At 41.8% G+C, this 17,096-nt stretch carries 16 protein-coding genes, 1 other RNA gene and 1 pseudogene; 11 read left to right on the top strand and 7 right to left on the bottom strand.

The features are described 5' to 3' along the window. Positions 1-210 precede the first annotated feature (210 nt). Complete coding sequence (locus BCU68_RS16215; RefSeq protein WP_102565774.1) at positions 211-1,563, top strand: serine hydrolase domain-containing protein; 1,353 nt, start codon at positions 211-213, stop codon at positions 1,561-1,563. Positions 1,564-2,163: 600 nt separating this feature from the next. Here BCU68_RS16215 and ssrA read toward each other — a convergent pair. Together ssrA and smpB are read right to left on the bottom strand one after the other, a co-directional pair. Then, positions 2,164-2,530, bottom strand: a transfer-messenger RNA (tmRNA) gene (ssrA, locus tag BCU68_RS16210). A 66-nt stretch (positions 2,531-2,596) separates the two neighbouring features. Beyond that, complete coding sequence (smpB, locus tag BCU68_RS16205) at positions 2,597-3,082, bottom strand: SsrA-binding protein SmpB (RefSeq protein ID WP_102565773.1); 486 nt, start codon at positions 3,080-3,082, stop codon at positions 2,597-2,599. 117 nt (positions 3,083-3,199) lie between these two features. On the opposite strand from smpB, the gene BCU68_RS16200 reads away from it, so the two are divergent. After that, positions 3,200-3,628, top strand: coding sequence for an SRPBCC family protein (locus BCU68_RS16200; RefSeq protein WP_102565772.1), 429 nt, complete (start codon positions 3,200-3,202; stop codon positions 3,626-3,628). Positions 3,629-3,632: 4 nt separating this feature from the next. Beyond that, positions 3,633-3,935, top strand: a complete 303-nt coding sequence (locus BCU68_RS16195) for an RnfH family protein (protein WP_102565771.1) — start codon at positions 3,633-3,635, stop codon at positions 3,933-3,935. 83 nt (positions 3,936-4,018) lie between these two features. On the opposite strand, the gene bamE is transcribed toward BCU68_RS16195, so the two are convergent. The 3 genes from bamE to nadK form a co-directional block, all read right to left on the bottom strand. Next, on the bottom strand, positions 4,019-4,378 hold the full coding sequence (gene bamE / locus BCU68_RS16190; RefSeq protein ID WP_102565770.1) for an outer membrane protein assembly factor BamE: 360 nt from the start codon (positions 4,376-4,378) through the stop codon (positions 4,019-4,021). A 152-nt stretch (positions 4,379-4,530) separates the two neighbouring features. Continuing rightward, on the bottom strand, positions 4,531-6,192 hold the full coding sequence (gene recN / locus BCU68_RS16185) for a DNA repair protein RecN (protein WP_102565769.1): 1,662 nt from the start codon (positions 6,190-6,192) through the stop codon (positions 4,531-4,533). Positions 6,193-6,344: 152 nt separating this feature from the next. Further along, positions 6,345-7,229, bottom strand: coding sequence for an NAD(+) kinase (gene nadK, locus BCU68_RS16180; RefSeq protein ID WP_102565768.1), 885 nt, complete (start codon positions 7,227-7,229; stop codon positions 6,345-6,347). A 145-nt stretch (positions 7,230-7,374) separates the two neighbouring features. Between nadK and grpE the strand changes: the two genes are divergently transcribed. From grpE to dnaJ, 3 genes are all read left to right on the top strand, one after another. Then, positions 7,375-7,974 carry a nucleotide exchange factor GrpE gene (grpE, locus tag BCU68_RS16175; RefSeq protein ID WP_102565767.1) on the top strand — a complete coding sequence of 200 codons (600 nt, stop codon included), beginning with the start codon at positions 7,375-7,377 and terminating at the stop codon, positions 7,972-7,974. 256 nt (positions 7,975-8,230) lie between these two features. Beyond that, a complete protein-coding gene (gene dnaK / locus BCU68_RS16170) occupies positions 8,231-10,141 on the top strand; it encodes a molecular chaperone DnaK (protein WP_102565766.1) in 1,911 nt (636 codons plus the stop codon). 197 nt (positions 10,142-10,338) lie between these two features. After that, entirely contained in the window at positions 10,339-11,478 is a 1,140-nt protein-coding gene (gene dnaJ / locus BCU68_RS16165; protein ID WP_102565765.1) for a molecular chaperone DnaJ, read from the top strand. A 303-nt stretch (positions 11,479-11,781) separates the two neighbouring features. Here the strand turns inward: dnaJ and BCU68_RS16160 are convergent, their stop codons facing one another. Beyond that, positions 11,782-12,213 (bottom strand): type IV pilin protein, encoded by a 432-nt coding sequence (locus BCU68_RS16160; protein ID WP_102565764.1) that lies wholly within the window; start codon positions 12,211-12,213, stop codon positions 11,782-11,784. Between the two features lie 81 nt (positions 12,214-12,294). Between BCU68_RS16160 and BCU68_RS16155 the strand changes: the two genes are divergently transcribed. From BCU68_RS16155 to BCU68_RS16135, 5 genes and pseudogenes are all read left to right on the top strand, one after another. Beyond that, positions 12,295-12,792 (top strand): GspH/FimT family pseudopilin, encoded by a 498-nt coding sequence (locus tag BCU68_RS16155; RefSeq protein ID WP_241901395.1) that lies wholly within the window; start codon positions 12,295-12,297, stop codon positions 12,790-12,792. Continuing rightward, positions 12,770-13,444 (top strand): pilus assembly protein PilW, encoded by a 675-nt coding sequence (locus BCU68_RS16150; RefSeq protein ID WP_102565762.1) that lies wholly within the window; start codon positions 12,770-12,772, stop codon positions 13,442-13,444. The genes BCU68_RS16155 and BCU68_RS16150 overlap by 23 nt, the downstream gene beginning before the upstream one ends. After that, positions 13,444-13,632 (top strand): annotated as a pseudogene (locus tag BCU68_RS17230) (hypothetical protein); the annotation flags it as partial. The gene BCU68_RS16150 and the pseudogene BCU68_RS17230, both read left to right, overlap by 1 nt. A 205-nt stretch (positions 13,633-13,837) precedes the next feature. Beyond that, on the top strand, positions 13,838-14,257 hold the full coding sequence (locus BCU68_RS16140; RefSeq protein WP_102565760.1) for a prepilin-type N-terminal cleavage/methylation domain-containing protein: 420 nt from the start codon (positions 13,838-13,840) through the stop codon (positions 14,255-14,257). Between the two features lie 283 nt (positions 14,258-14,540). Next, positions 14,541-16,100, top strand: a complete 1,560-nt coding sequence (locus tag BCU68_RS16135) for an AbgT family transporter (protein WP_102565759.1) — start codon at positions 14,541-14,543, stop codon at positions 16,098-16,100. Positions 16,101-16,195: 95 nt separating this feature from the next. Here the strand turns inward: BCU68_RS16135 and fghA are convergent, their stop codons facing one another. After that, positions 16,196-17,041 (bottom strand): S-formylglutathione hydrolase, encoded by an 846-nt coding sequence (fghA, locus tag BCU68_RS16130; protein ID WP_102565758.1) that lies wholly within the window; start codon positions 17,039-17,041, stop codon positions 16,196-16,198. Between the last annotated feature and the right edge of the window lie 55 nt (positions 17,042-17,096).

Below are 17,096 nucleotides of genomic sequence, written 5' to 3'. Positions count from 1 at the left end.
CAGGTAGGCGATAAATAAGTGGTAGGCATTATTTAAAGCGTAGTATTTTTAAATAAGATCAGTTTGTATTCGCGAGTTGTTTCTTATATTACAAAACTGTCATTTTTCCTTACATTTTGATGTTCCGAGTGTCACCGACTGACCTGTGGTTAATTACTGCAATTATTATAATTTCACCATTGAAACATAAACCTATATCAGGATATTTTTATGAAATTTAAAATGATCGCAGCATTAGTTGCTTCAACTCTAGCAGTGCCTGCTTTAGCTGAAAACCCAGTCGTTGCCGCTCTTAAAAAAGAAGGCGCACAAGTAACTAACCCAGTATCTATCGCAAAAGAGTCTTTCTCTGTTGAGTTCGTTGAGAGCGCTCGTGAAAACTTTGATAACTTCCACTGGCAAATGGGTGGCGATCACGCTGTTTACTACAGCATGAAAGCTGAAGAATTCCTACCATCTACTCTTGTTTCTCCAAACGAAGAGTACAAGCCACTAGTTAAAGAGATCAACAAAGATCTTGGCAACATCAAAGTTCAAACCCAAGCGAAGGGTGAACTAACGATGGACGAGTACATGGCTGAACCACACTTCCGTACGCAAGGTTTCATGCTTATTCATGAAGGCAAAATTGTATACGAAGCATACCCAGGTATGAACCCAACTGACCGTCACGTTTGGATGTCTTCTGCTAAAACGACTGTTGGTCTTGTTGTAGCTCAAATGGTTAAAGAAGGTCAAATCGACCCACAACAACCAATCACTAAATACGTACCACAACTAAAAGATACAGTTTGGGATGACGTACGCGTACTTGACGTACTAAACCACAACACAGGTCTTGATAACGAAGAAACACTTGCTTCTATCATGAACCCTGTATCTCCAGTTGTTCGTTTCTTCTCTTCTGCATTCGGTGTTGCTAACGCTGAAACTGGTGAAGTTGAATCTTGGATCGACGTTGCACGTGATACTGAAAAACTTGAAGGCGAAAAAGCGGGTGAAGTTAACCGTTACGCTTCAATCAACACTATCGTACTAACTAAGATGGTTGAAAACCTTGAAGGTACAACTTGGTCTCAAGTATTTGAAGATCGTGTTTGGGGCAAAATGCACGCTCGTCAAGCAGCTCAATTCAGCATCGCACCAGACGGCATGGCTCTAGGTCTTGGTCTACTACACACTACTCTTGAAGATAAAGCACGTTTCGCAACGCTATTTACTCCAAGCTGGTCTGCAGTAGCAACTGAGCAAGTTGTTCACCAAGATGTTATCGACATCATCCGTAGCAGCGGCGACAAAGCAACTTTTGAAGGTAACACTAAAGAAGCTAGCTCTCTAAGCGCATTCAACGAAAAAGCTGATTACCAATCTTACCAGTTCGATTACATCTTCGACGATGGCGCAATGGGTAAAAGTGGTAACCTAGGTCAATTCATCTACGTTGATCCAGCTCGTGACTTCGTTGGTGTTGTATTCTCAACTAACCCATACCACTCAGGTTACGGCGAGAACAAATCTCCAGCACTTATGCGTTCAGCTGCTAAACTTCTAGCAGACAAGTAAGACGTATAGTTGTAATTTTTGCTTCAGGGACGAAGCAAATTTTTCCCAGCGGGATGCTGAGTAAAATAGTAATACCCCTCTAAAGCCCCATAAAATTCTGCTACAACTCCTTTCTAGGCATCATGCCGTATTGTTTAATTTCATGCAGTTATAACTAAGCAGCTTCATCTCTATTCATTCTACAATTGTATTTATATCTTCAGCTATTTTAGTCATATCCCTACGTAATACTTCCAATTGATATACGTTATATCCATCAGAATCAAAGCTTTCTTCACTTGATGTCGAGCCAACCTACGAGCTTGAGAGGCTTCGCTAGGGGAGGGGGATAGTATGGAGGTAGGAGTTTGTTAAATACTTAGCAGAATGCTTTATATTGGTGTTTACGATAGCTTTCTAGGTATAGGACTAAGGCTGTCTGTTGCCTTTATTCAAAATAACATCAAGATTTTTAGCACCAAATAATCATGGTGTTATTCTTGGTATTATTAATGCGAGATCTTATGATATTCAGTGGAATGCTACAGACGCAAAAAAGCCCTTAAGGCTATAAACCATAAGGGCTTTTTGTGCTTCATGATACATCATGAACCAAACGTTTGGTGGAGCTGGCGGGAGTTGAACCCGCGTCCAAAAATCATTCATCATTGGTACTACATGCTTAGTCGATCTTTAATTTCACCAAGTACCTGCGAACCGACACGCTAGTAAATGGCTATCCTGAATTATATTTCGAACTTCATCTCTCAGGCGGGAGAATCCGATCTAGCTAGTTTGGGTTTGACTCTTTGTAATTCCCCGTCTTACAAGCGGAAGCTAGGGCAAAGAGGCTCTCAGCAGGTTATTAAGCTGCTAGTGCGTAGTTTTCGTCGTTTGCGACTATTTTTTTGCGGCTTTTTACGTGGCCAACCGCCCCACGGCATGCACCTCAGACTTCAAAATTCCTGTCGAATCCTAAATCAGCCCCAAGTGTTATAAGCATAGTACCAGAAAAGACGTGCCTGTCTAGCCTTGTGCGTTTAAGTGGTCAAGATTAACGCAAATTGCTCTTCATAATACGAGCTTTGTCTCTTGCCCAATCTTTTTCTTTCATATCAGTACGTTTGTCGTGAAGTTTTTTACCTTTCGCAACACCGATTTTTAGTTTTGCCCAAGAGCGAGACCAATAAAGTGCCGTTGCGATGAGTGTCATACCTTCGCGGTTGATACGCCCGATCAAATTATCGAGTTCTTTACGTGATAAAAGAAGTTTACGAATTCGAGTTGGGTTTGCCACAGTATGAGTACACGCTTGAGTAAGCGGTGTAATCGTCATACCACTGATAAAAGCTTCACCGTCACGGATGTAAACGTAGCTTTCAGCAATGTTGGTTTTGCCTTCACGAAGAGATTTAACTTCCCAGCCTTGTAGCTCAAGCCCCGCTTCTATCTCATCATCGATGAAATATTCGTGGCGAGCTTTCTTGTTAAGCGCAATAGTATTGCTACCCGCTTTTGATTTTGATTTGTTCTTTGCCATAATAGCCTCATTATACGGATTGCACCTTCAATGGGGAATCCTTTTGTTTGCGCTCTAGCTCAAGAGAATTTAAATTGCTTACAGCGTAATGTATCGCTGTACTATACAGGAGTCTATATGCCACAGGTCAGTCGTTCAGCATTAGTATCATTTAGTGCTGGTCAAATGTACGATTTGGTGAATGATGTCGCGCGTTATCCGGAATTCTTACCAGGTTGTTCAGGCTCTCGTATCCTTGAATCTTCTCCTACTGTTATGGTGGCGTCGGTTGACGTTTCCAAGGCAGGGATAAGTAAAACATTTACGACATCGAATCAATTAGATACTGAGAATGCAATTTTGATGCAATTAGTCGATGGTCCGTTTAAAACCTTGCAAGGTGGATGGTTTTTTACCCCACTCGATGATTATGCATGTAAGGTGGAATTAAAACTAGACTTTGAGTTCTCAAGTAAAATGATTGAGATGGCATTTGGCAAGATTTTTAATGAATTAACAAGCAATATGGTTAATGCGTTCACCCAACGAGCAAAACAGGTTTATTAATACGATGAGCATTGAAAGCGATATGATTCATGTGGATGTGGTTTATCCTTTGCCAACCGAACAGCGAGTACTTAACTTAGTCGTTAATAAAGCGATGACGATAGAAGAGATCATTGTTAAATCTGGCGTACTTGAGCTTTATCCTGAAATTGATTTGAAGGTAAATAAAGTCGGGGTGTTTAGTCGTAACGTGAAGTTGGATGCGACAGTACGTGATAAAGACCGTATTGAAATCTATCGTCCACTTCTAGCCGATCCTAAAGAGATCCGCCGTAAACGAGCTGAACAGGCTAAAGCAAAATCTTAAGCTAGGTTAGATAAATAGAGATAAAAAGAAAAACTCGCCGAAAAGGGCGAGTTTTTTATAGGGCTTGATTATCCATTCAGTGATTAATTGAGTTTCTCAAAGAAGGTATCACTTTGTGGAAAATCACCTTGGATATCTAATAAGGTTCCCGAGTCGTTAAAGTTAACCACAAGGTCTTGTTGAATAGAATCGCCATGGCCTGGAGTGTGATGGTAGATGTAGTACCAAGTATCAGGGTAGCCATTTTCAATTAACATTGGTGAGCCTAAAACATAACGTACTTGTTCTTTGGTCATTCCAAATTTAAGTTGATCAACCGCTTGTTGCTCAACATAGTTACCTTGGTTGATATCGATTCGGTATACAAGTTTCTCTACCAGAGAACATCCTGTTAGCATGGTAAGCGCTAATGGGATGGCTATTAACCATTTCTTAAATCGCATAGTCTGAATTCTTAATTATGAGCTGTAATACTGGCTTGATAATAAACAAGGTTGCGCAAGAAGTAAAAAACTCCCTGCGCTTTGTGGATAATCAGACGCTATATTTTGAGTTAAGTTGCATTAATTAACAAAAAATACGCTGTGAACATGATTTACGCGGCAACTAATAGTTCTTTTGCATTGGCTAAGGTTGAGTTGGTAATTTTACTTCCCCCCAGCAAACGAGCTAATTCAGAGATGCGTTGCTCGGTATCAAGCTCACGCATTTGGGTTTCCGTTTTACCCGCTTTTGTTTGTTTTGCGACGAAGAGTTGCTGATGACCACATCCTGCCACTTGCGGAAGGTGAGTAACACACATGACTTGAGTTGATTGACCAAGCGTGCGCAGCATTTTGCCAACCACTGCAGCCGTTGGTCCACTGATACCCACATCAACTTCATCAAAAATCAAACTTGGTGTATCGACTTTCTGTGCTGTGATCACTTGAATCGCCAATGATATACGTGATAGTTCACCACCTGATGCCACTTTTGCTATCGGCTGGAGCGGTTGACCAGGGTTGGTTGATACCATAAATGTCACGACATCAAGACCTAAAGGAGAAGGGTTGCTTTGTTGGTTAACCTCAATGCTAAATTGCGCTTTTTCCATGCTTAATTCGTGCATGCTTTGCGTAATGAGTTGGTTTAACTCTTTTGCGTAACGAGCGCGAGACTTATGCAGTTTTTCAGCGCAAGCAAGGAAAGCTTGATACTGCTTCTGAACCTCGGCTTCTAGCTCATCGAGACGTTCATCAGAGCAATCAAGATCTTCTATTTGCTGTAGAAGGGCTTGGTGATGTTGATATAGCGCATCAGGCTGAACATGGTGTTTACGAGAAATCGAAATTATCTTAGAAAAGCGAGCTTCTACAAATGCCATACGCGCAGGATCAACGTCAATGTTATCGAGGTAACTGCGTAGTTCACTGTTCGCTTCTTCTAACTGAATCATCGCCTCGGATAGCATGTCGGGTAATGTTGCTAACTTCTCATCCAGTTCGGCAAGATTTATCAGAGTTTGGCTTGCTGATTGTAAAATACCAAGTGCATTAACGTCTTCACCTTCATAAATCAGGTCGATGGCTTGTTGGCAGTTTGAAGCAATCTCGCCACTGTTGGAAAGGCGCTTATGTTCTTGGTCTAATTGCAGGAATTCTTCTTCACCAATGGCGAGTTCATTCAACTCTTTAATTTGATACTCAAGAAGTTGTTTTTGTGCTTGGTTTTGCTGGCTATTATTACGCAGCGTTTTTAAGGTGTTATCAGCTTGTCGCCATGCTTGATAGCTATGACGTACTTTGGTTAACAGGGGTAAATGACCGGCATACTGATCAAGCATATTCTGCTGGTGGTCGCTTTTCATCAATTGATGGTGAGCGTGCTGACCGTGAATATTGATTAGGCGTTGACCGAGCGTTTTTAATTGAGCCAAAGGGACAGGGCTACCATTAATAAAAGCACGTGAACGACCTTCTTTTGTAATAGTGCGACGTAATATACATTCACCACCATCATAAAGATCGTTATCTTCTAACCAACGAGTCGCGTGAACATTATTTTCTAGCGAGAAAGCGGCACTAACTTCAGTTTTATCTTCACCTTGTCGAACCATACCAGCATCGGCTCTGCCACCTAAGCAAAGTCCAAGTGCATCAATTGCAATGGATTTACCTGCGCCAGTTTCGCCAGTGATGGTTGTCATTCCTTTAGAAAGTTCTAGCTGTAAAGATTTAACAATAGCAAAATTATTAACACTTAGATGAGCCAGCATTTTGATTACCTGTATAACTGAAAGTACTGTATATAACTTCAGTATATACTGTTTCTTTATACAGTAAAGTTGTACAGGTAAATTTTCTTGTGATTTAGAGTGATTTATTGACCTTTATCAAACACCTAAGCCACTACCTGTTACTTTTTTAATCAAAATAGCTTGCTTGACCAACCGAGTTTCGTTCGTAAGACGTGGTAATAGCTGTAATCTTTTGGGTGGATCATCTTTAAAGTGTTAGGACTTTTATAGATGTGGATCTCATCACCTGGTGACACAGGCAGTGAAATTTGTCCATCACAACTGACTTCTTGGGTGCCTCTATTGTCAGGAGAAACCAGTAATTTAATACGCTTATGACCATCAACAACCAGTGGGCGACTCGATAGGGTATGCGGAAACATAGGTACTAATGAAATAGCGCTTAAGCTGGTGGATAAGATAGGACCGCCGCCAGAGAGTGAGTAGGCTGTTGACCCGGTTGGTGTGGCAATGATTAAGCCATCCGATCGCAAAGTGAAGGCAAATATATCATCGATATACACCTCAAACTCAATCATGTGTGCAACTTGACCAGGGTGAAGTACGGCTTCATTAAAGGCAGCGTTGTGGCTTTTTATTTGTCCGTGACGACATATTTCGGTTTCAAGTAAGAAACGTTCTTCTTCAATAAAATCGCCATTGATGACATCTTTTAATGTCGACTGAAAATCATCAGGATTGATATCGGTTAAAAAGCCTAGGTTGCCACGATTTACTCCGATAACAGAAATATCAAAGCGAGATAAAATACGGGCGGCTCCCAACATATTGCCATCACCACCGACGACAATAGCAAGATCAGCCTGTTGACCTAATTTAACTAGGCTAGCAAAGCGATCTTGAGGTATATCATCAAGAATGTGTACTAGGCGATCATCAATAAAGACTTCATAGCCTTCTGATGTTAACCAGTGAAACAGTTCTTTATGGGTTTGTATTGCTTGTTGGTCGCGAGGTTTGCCGATAATGGCAATCACATCAAATGGCTTTTTCATAACGTTTCCAAACTATTTATGCTTGAATCACAAATCATCGTCCCCATAATAAAGGCAAGTAGAACATCTATGCGAGTGTTTTATCTTAATTTTAAGTTTAAATCAGTTAAGATTGGCGTATAGAGAAATGAATTTCGGAGATATCATGAGCAACGAAGATAAAAAAGTTCAAGAAGAGCAACTGCAACAAGAACAAGTTGAACAGGACGTTGAAGCTGTCGGTACTGAAGCTGACATCGATTGGAACCCTGAAGAGACCGTTGCTGCAGATGAATCACAAGTCGCACAACTAGAAGCGGCATTAGCCTCTAGCGAAGCGAAAATTAAAGAGCAAACAGAATCTGTACTTCGTGCAAAAGCAGAAGTAGAGAACATGCGTCGTCGTACTGAGCAAGAAATTGATAAAGCACGTAAATACGCTTTAAATAAATTTGCTGAAGGTCTATTGCCAGTTATTGATAACCTAGAACGTGCTATGCAAGCGGCTGATGCTGAAAATGAAGCGGTTAAGCCGTTACTTGAAGGTGTTGAACTAACGCATAAGACATTTGTTGATACTACAGCGAAGTTTGGTCTTAAAGAGATCAACCCTGAAGGTGAAGTATTCAACCCTGAGTTCCACCAAGCGATGTCGATTCAAGAAAGTCCAGATCACGAATCAAACACGGTAATGTTCGTAATGCAAAAAGGTTACGAATTAAATGGTCGTGTTGTACGTCCTGCGATGGTTATGGTTGCTAAATAAGCACTTACATCAACGCGTAATGAAAGAAGAGAGGCTTAGGCTTCTCTTTTTTTATGCCAAAAATAAAAAAAATACAAAAATAGTGTTTTTTTTTATGCCTGCCCCTTGAAAACCGTTGGCTAGCCCTTATTTATTGAGCATACAGAAAGCAAATATAATCTGCTTTTAATTACTGAGTTAGGGTTGAATCCCTAATCTCTACCCCCACATATGTGGGTATTGAAAACGAAATTAGAATTTATTCGGAGATAGCCTGATGGGTAGAATCATTGGTATTGATTTAGGTACTACTAACTCTTGTGTTGCTGTATTAGATGGCGATGCTCCACGTGTAATTGAAAACGCTGAAGGCGAACGCACAACAGCATCAGTTGTTGCATACACAGATGGTGAAACACTAGTAGGTCAACCGGCTAAGCGTCAAGCGGTAACGAACCCACAAAACACACTATTCGCTATCAAGCGTCTTATCGGTCGTCGTTTTGAAGACGAAGAAGTTCAGCGTGATATCGAAATCATGCCTTTCAACATTGTTAAAGCTGACAATGGTGATGCTTGGGTTGAAGCGCAAGGCCAAAAGATGGCTGCTCCTCAAGTTTCTGCTGAAATTCTGAAAAAAATGAAGAAAACAGCGGAAGATTTTCTTGGTGAAGAAGTAACGGCTGCTGTTATCACTGTACCTGCTTACTTTAACGATGCACAACGTCAAGCGACGAAAGATGCTGGCCGTATCGCTGGTCTTGAAGTTAAACGTATTATCAACGAACCAACAGCAGCAGCACTTGCTTACGGTCTTGATAAGAAAGATGGCGACCGCACTATCGCTGTTTATGACCTTGGTGGTGGTACATTTGATATCTCTATCATCGAAATCGACAAAGTTGATGGCGACCAAACTTTCGAAGTACTAGCAACTAACGGTGACACTCACCTTGGTGGTGAAGATTTCGATAACCGCATGATCAACTACCTAGTTGAAGAATTCCAAAAAGAGCAAGGCATCGATCTTAAGAACGATCCTCTTGCTATGCAACGTGTTAAGGAAGCGGCAGAGAAAGCGAAAATTGAACTTTCTTCAGCACAGCAAACTGACGTAAACCTTCCTTACGTAACGGCTGATGCAACAGGTCCTAAGCACATGAACGTTAAAGTAACACGTTCAAAGTTAGAGTCTCTAGTTGAAGACCTAGTACAACGTTCTCTTGAGCCACTAAAAGTTGCTCTTGCAGATGCTGACCTATCAGTTAACGACATTACTGACGTTATCCTGGTTGGTGGTCAAACACGTATGCCAATGGTTCAAGCTAAAGTTGCTGAATTCTTTGGTAAAGAAGCTCGCCGTGATGTAAACCCGGATGAAGCTGTTGCAATGGGTGCTGCTGTTCAAGGTGGTGTACTTGCTGGTGACGTTAAAGACGTTCTACTACTAGACGTTACTCCTCTATCTTTCGGTATCGAAACGATGGGTGGCGTAATGACTAAACTTGTTGAGAAGAACACAACTATCCCAACAAAAGCAAACCAAACATTCTCGACTGCTGAAGACAACCAAAGTGCGGTAACTATCCACGTACTTCAAGGTGAGCGTAAGCAAGCGACTTACAACAAGTCTCTAGGTCAATTTAACCTAGAAGGTATCCAGCCTGCACCACGTGGCATGCCACAAATCGAAGTAACGTTTGACCTAGATGCTGATGGTATCCTAAACGTATCTGCGAAAGATAAAGCGACGGGTAAAGAGCAAAAGATCACAATCCAAGCTTCAGGTGGCCTATCTGAGGAAGAGATTGAAGCAATGGTACAAGAAGCTGAAGCTAACAAAGAAGCGGACAAAAAGTTCGAAGAGTTAGTAACGACTCGTAACCAAGCTGACCAAATGATCCACGGCACTAAGAAGCAAATGGATGAAGCGGGTGAAGCACTTCCAGCTGAAGAGAAAGCGAAAATCGAAGCGGCTATTACAGCACTAGAAGAAGTTAAATCTGGTGATGACAAAGAAGCTATCGATGCTAAAGTTCAAGAACTTATGCAAGCTGCTCAAAAGCTAATGGAAATGGCTCAACAGCAAGCTCAAGCACAACCAGGTGCTGAAGCAGGTGAACAGCCTAAGCAAGACGACGATGTTGTTGACGCTGAATTTGAAGAAGTAAAAGACGAGAAGAAGTAATTCTTACTAGCTAATTTGTTTCTTTTACCCTAATCTTGCGGGCGTTTGAGTTATCTCTTACGCCCGCAATCTTGTAATATATGCATCAATCTAGATAATGCTTTTCCTTTACGGGATCGAATCATTATCTAGATTGATATACAGCCCCAGTGCAACTTTGTACTGACGAGGTCGCAATAATTTTGGTGAGTTAGAACATGTCAAAACGTGATTTATACGAAGTATTAGGTGTCAGCCGCGATGCCTCTGAACGCGATATTAAGAAAGCTTATAAGCGTTTAGCTATGAAGTTTCACCCTGATCGTAACCAAGGTGATGAAGATACGGCTGAACAGTTCAAAGAAGTTAAAGAAGCGTATGAAATATTGACAGACGCTCAAAAGAAAGCGGCTTATGATCAATATGGCCATGCAGCCTTTGAACAAGGTGGTATGGGCGGCGGTGGCTTTGGCGGTGGTCAAGGCGATTTCGGTGACATCTTCGGTGATGTATTTGGTGATATCTTCGGTGGCGGTCGTCGTGGCGGTGGTCAACGTGTACAACGTGGTGCAGACTTACGTTACAACATGGAACTATCGTTAGAAGAAGCGGTACGTGGCTGTTCTAAAGAAATTGAAGTACCAACATTAGTTGAATGTGAAATTTGTGATGGTAGCGGCGCTAAAAAAGGCTCATCAGCACAAACTTGTGGCACTTGTCATGGCCACGGTCAGGTTCAAATGCGTCAAGGTTTCTTTGCGGTTCAACAGACTTGTCCTACCTGTAATGGTAAAGGTCAAATCATCAAAGATCCGTGTAACTCTTGTCACGGTCAAGGCCGTAAGCAAAAGACAAAGACACTTAACGTTAAAATCCCTGCTGGTGTTGATACTGGCGATCGTATTCGCTTATCGGGTGAAGGCGAAGCGGGAGAAGCGGGCGCACCTGCTGGCGACCTATACGTACAAGTACACGTAAAAGAGCACCATATCTTTGAGCGTGACGGTAATAACCTATACTGTGAAGTACCAGTTAGCTTTACTCAAGCCGCGCTTGGTGGTGAAGTTGAAGTACCAACTCTAGGTGGTCGTGTTAACCTGAAAGTGCCAGAAGAGACACAGACAGGTCGCATGTTCCGTATGCGTGGTAAAGGCGTGAAAGGTGTTCGTGGCGGCGGTGTTGGTGACTTGGTTGTTAAACTGTTAGTTGAAACACCTGTTAAGCTAAGCTCACGTCAAAAAGAATTACTACGTGAATTTGAAGAGACATGTTCAGGCGAGGCAAGCAATAAGCATAAGCCTAAGTCTGAAGGGTTCTTCAATGGCGTTAAAAAGTTTATTGATGACCTTAAAGGTTAATCACCAAGCTTAAATAGATAATGAACGAAAGCCTGCATACACGTGCAGGCTTTTTTGTATCAACTCGATCACATTGATATCAATACCCGTAGTAGCCAATAACAGATACTCTCGCTTTTTTTAGTCTTTTTCTACGCTATATTCAGGCGTTGACTATGGTTGCTAGTACCTGGTGAACAAAATGGATTCGACTCCACGAACCGCTCAAGACATCCCTGTTCGCTTAGAAATAGGCATCCATGCCTATTTATGTTCGTTACATCGAACACATTTTATTTGAATCACTAATGAGTGAACCGGTGGCTATTTCCAACACGCTTCTGGTGTGACTTCACCACGTGCATTTAAGGTGATGGTTGCAGAGTTATCCAAGCACTGATCGTCATCTTGCCCCTTGTGCGGTAGAGCAGTAGCAATGATTGTATAAGCAACCGTAGCCGAGCTAACCACTTGAAACTGGTAGCGATCGGTTGATGACAGGCAATCAATACAAACCCCTGCAGGTAAAATAGATTGCCATTGATAGCTGCCTTGGTAATCCTTCTCAAGTTGTGTTTGAATTTGGTATAAATCAATTAATGCCGTAGAGCGATGAGAGCGAAGTAAGTAATCTTGATAGCTTGGGTAAGCAAAGCCTGTTATGACCCCGAGCACAGCAACGACAATGATTAATTCAATGAGTGTCATTCCTTGCTGTCGTAATAATTTAGTTCTATTTGCACCTTTTTTGCACATATTAAATCATCCTTTTTTAAACCTAATTTATCGATTGATAATGCTAATCTAATATTTCAGTGAGCAGACTGAGGTAGGTGGATGATGATTCGAGGGTTTACATTTTTAGAGCTTCTTTTGGTTTTATTATTTAGTTTTTTAGCGCTAACAGCAGGGGTTCCTTCTTTTCAAAGCATAGTACAAACAGGGAAAATGACACGATTAGCAACTGATATCCAAGGCTTTATGTTTCAGGCAAGAGCGGAGGCTATTACACGCAATCAAGATTTGTGGGCGCATATAATTATTGCCGAGGGCGGTGAAAATACAGGGCAGTGGAGCATTCAATTAACGGACGCAGTCGAAGGCGGAGAGTTAATCGCCTTGCTATCAGGTAGCCCATATAAAAACATCAATATAGCGGCAAATTATACTTCCAACCAGATCAGTTTTGATGGCATTAATGGTAAGGCGAAAAGTGGCAATCTTACGTTCTCAAGTGGTGAAGGCACTTTAAAATTTATCAGTTTCCGCCTCTCCGGTCGAATGCGAATATGTGGCGATGGAGGAGACTATTATGGTTATAAAAGCTGTAGTTAAACGTAAAGAACAATTGGGAGCAGGGCTAGTGGAGTTCATGCTTGCTTCCTTTTTAAGCCTATTGATTATTTCAGTTATTGTTGCTGTTTTCCTTTCATCACAGCGTTTAGCGCTCGCCAAAGCTAAAGAGTTTCACCTTAGCCAGCAATTAAACAGTGCACTGCAATACATGCAGCGAGATATAAAGCGGGCGGGGTATAACGGCAATCAAGGTTCACCACTCTATTTATCTGCAATTGATGATGTATTGTTCGTCGCCCAAGATGGAGAATCGATAAGTTATGCTTATCGTGATAGTGCCAATAGTGGGCAAATTCGTCATGTTGGCTTTATTTTGGCAAACAATATGTTGAAAGTATGCGAGTCATTATCGGAAAGTGTATTAAGTCTGGCGATGGTTCTCACTGGCTGCTCAGCACTTTTTGACCCTAAACAAATCAAGGTAACAGGATTTCAAGTCACGCAACACTTCTTAACTCACTCTCTTGCTAGTCCCTCAACAACAATATCTTCAGCAATGACTTCTTTAGCCGATGACTCGCTCATAAACACAGGCTCGTCACTCTTATATATCCATTTAAGCGCTCAATTAAAGTCTGATCCTACCGTGGTCTATTCAAGCACAATGACGGTTAAGCAGAGAAACTGGTGATGAAGGTCGTGCAAACAGGTATGGCAACACTGGTGATGACAACAATCCTATTATCAGCGGCTTTAATGATGTCATTAGGGACTTATCGAGCGATGTTTTTACAAATTAAGCTCGCTCAAAATGAAGTTAAAGTCATGCAAGATAAGTGGCTTGCTAGTGGAGGGCTTGAATGTGCTTATGCTCAATTTAAACGGCTTGGTCAGCAACCAGAGGTACTTGTTGAGTGTCTTTCTGATCCACTATTACAGGTAACCGTTACAATAGCAGGTAATGCTTACCAGATATCGAGTACCCATGATCAATACAGCATGAAGCAAACGCTCGTTATTGATAGCAATACTTCCGTGTTATTGGCAGTACCAGAGCGTATCTATTGGCAGCGAGGTACTTGGCATGATCACTAAGCAGCGAGGTTTCAATCTTATTGAGGTCATCATCGCTTTAGTCATGATGGTAGGAGGATCACTAGCGTTACTGCAGTTACAAATTGATATTGAGAAAAGGGTTGATCATGCGCAGCGTAGTATCGAAGCTGCGAACCGAGCAAATGATCATTTAGAGTGGTTGATGACCAGAGGAACGTCAGTTGCTAATGCTAACTTTGTCCCCGCCAATTATGAGCATGACTTAGCTGCGGGGGAGTTTCAAATACTCGATGATGATTATCACCTCCATTGGTCTATTGTCGATGTTCAAAGTGATGTTAAGCAGGTAATAGTAAAGAGTGCTTGGTTAGATAGAGAACAGCGTTGGCAGGAGGTAAAATTGGTGACAATTATTTCACAATATAGCGAATTTGTTGCTCAAAGATAGCCAATAGATTTGAGGTAATAGCATTTGCTCTTGAGCTTATATTGGTCGTTATCTTGCGATTCTTTGTTTTTTTGTTATCTTATTGTTGTGGCACGTCGTGATGTTCTGTTGGTGCATTGTTGCGTAACAATTGTTTTTTGTAAACTTAGTCTCTATTTATGAAAAAAATCACAGAATATTGTGTCTTTTTTATTGTGTTTTTATAGAATAATGTCAGCCATAGGTCTTGGCATATTTTAATAAACATAGACTGAAATACACAACATCATTAAATGGAGTTACCATGAGTAACCAAGCTACTAAAAATGCACCTCCGGCTAAGCCGAGTGTAATGGATCGTTTCTTAAATGGAATAGAACGAGCTGGTAATAAAATCCCAGATCCAGCTATCCTTTTCTTTTGGGCACTAGTTATCGTTTGGGTAGCGTCTGCGCTATTGTCGAATGTCTCTTTTGACCTTGTTAACCCGCGCACCGGTGACGCTTTAGCTGTAAACAACCTTTTAACTGGTGAAGCGCTAGCAAGTTTCCTTGCGAATATGGTAACGACATTCACAAGCTTTGCCCCGTTAGGTATTGTACTTGTAGCTATGTTAGGTGTTGGTGTTGCTGATTCATCTGGCTTCATCCAAACGGGTCTGAAGAAGATGCTTAACTTCACTCCAGCTAAGCTTCTTACTCCAATGCTTATTCTAGTAGCGATTGTTTCACATACTGCTGCTGATGCTGGTTATGTATTGGTTATTCCACTAGGTGGTATTATCTTCCACGCTGCGGGTCGTCACCCTCTAGCTGGTATTGCAGCTGCGTTCGCTGGTGTATCAGGTGGTTTCTCTGCAAACTTTATCCCATCGGGTATTGATCCACTACTTGCTGGCTTTACACAAACAGCAGCGCAAGTTTTAGACCAAGATTACATTATTAACCCGCTATCAAATATCTTCTTTACCGGTCTATCTTCAATCCTAGTCGTTGGTGTTGGTTGGTACGTAACTGAGAAGATTATTGAACCTCGTCTTGCGAACATGCCTGTTGATGAAGATGCAGAAGAAGCACCAGACCTAGGTTCTTTCACTGATATCGAATCAAAAGCATTCCGTGCCGCTGGTCTAGCGATGCTTGCTGGTATTGCTGTGCTTGTTTTTGCTCTGATCCCAGAAGATTCAGCACTGCGTTCGCCAGAAGGTGAGCTGACGGCATTCTCTGCCCCGATCATGCAATCTATCGTACCGCTAATCTTCATCCTGTTCCTTATTCCAGGTGTTGTTTACGGTCGCGTTGCTGGTACATTTAAGAACAGTAACGACATCATTAAAGCAATGTCTCACACCATGACTACCATGGGTGCGTACATTGTAATGTCATTCTTCTGTGCTCAATTCCTATCGGCATTTGCACAATCAAACATCGGTACAATGCTAGCGCTTTACGGTGCTGAAGGCTTGAAAGCGATGAACCTATCAGGTCAATCGACTATTGTTGGTATGATTTTGCTAACAGCAGCGGTTAACCTACTTGTAGGCTCTGCATCAGCTAAGTGGGCACTTATCGGTCCAATCCTAGTTCCAATGCTAATGGCTGTTGGTATCTCTCCTGAGCTATCACAAGCGGCTTATCGTGTTGGTGATTCTGTATCTAACATCATTTCACCACTAATGGTATTCTTCCCGTTAGTCGTGGTTTACTGTCAGCGTTACATTAAGACAACTGGTATTGGTACGTTAGCTTCTCTAATGATGCCATTCTCTATTGCTATGCTGATTGGTTGGACAATCTTCTTGCTTGCTTACTGGGCTCTTGGTATCCCACTAGGTATCCAAGCACCATACACTTACACAATGTAAGTTGATGGAATAGATAACAGCGTTTACTACGCTGGTTAAAATGAATAAAAACCGTAGAAGCGTAAGCCTCTGCGGTTTTTTTGTTTTAAATCGATTTAATCTTTTAAATATTGGGCATGAAAGCGTAAATGATCATCAATGAAAGTGGCAATGAAAAAGTAGCTGTGGTCATACCCTGGCTGCATTCTTAATTGCAGTGTGGAGTCGTGCTTGTCGGCTGCAAGACGAAGGCGTTCTGGCATTAATTGCTCAACTAGGAAGCCGTCTGCTTCGCCCTGATCAACAAATAGAGGTAATGTGCTCTTTTGTTGGCTTAGCAGTTCATAGGCATCATATTGTTTCCAATCGGTGATATTTTTGCCTAAATAATGACGAAATGCTTTTTGTCCCCATGGACCCTGCATAGGGTTGCAAATTGGGCTAAAAGCGGAAATTGATTGATAGTGCGTTGGGTTTTTCAGCCCGATAGTGAGTGCACCATGTCCACCCATGCTATGACCCGATAGTGATTTTTTTGTTGTTACTGGAAAGTTACGTTCGATAAGGTCGGGTAACTCAGAGCAAATGTAGTCATACATCTGATAGTGCTTATCCCAAGGCGGTTGAGTTGCATTGAGATAGAACCCAGCACCGAGACCAAAATCATAAGCCTCTTGCTCATCATCTGGAACATCTTCACCTCTTGGGCTTGTATCAGGGGCGACAATTGCGATACCTAATTCAGCTGCTTTTTTAAAAGCGCCAGCCTTTTGCATGAAATTTTCATCCGTACAAGTTAAGCCTGACAGCCAGTAAAGAACAGGGACAGGGGAGTTTGGGTTTGCCTGAGGGGGGAGATAGATAGCAAAACGCATCGTACATCCCAGTGCATTGGATTCATGGGTATATTGTTTATGCCATCCTCCCATCACTTTCGTTTGGCTGATATTATTTAGTGTCATAATACTCCTTCGCTGCAGGTGAGATTCACTCTAATGGTAAGTCTCATTTTTGTGC

Origin of the sequence: Vibrio sp. 10N.286.49.B3 (assembly GCF_002873395.1) — a bacterium.
Classification (GTDB): Bacteria; Pseudomonadota; Gammaproteobacteria; order Enterobacterales; family Vibrionaceae; genus Vibrio.
This window is presented reverse-complemented; position numbering and strand designations above follow the sequence as displayed.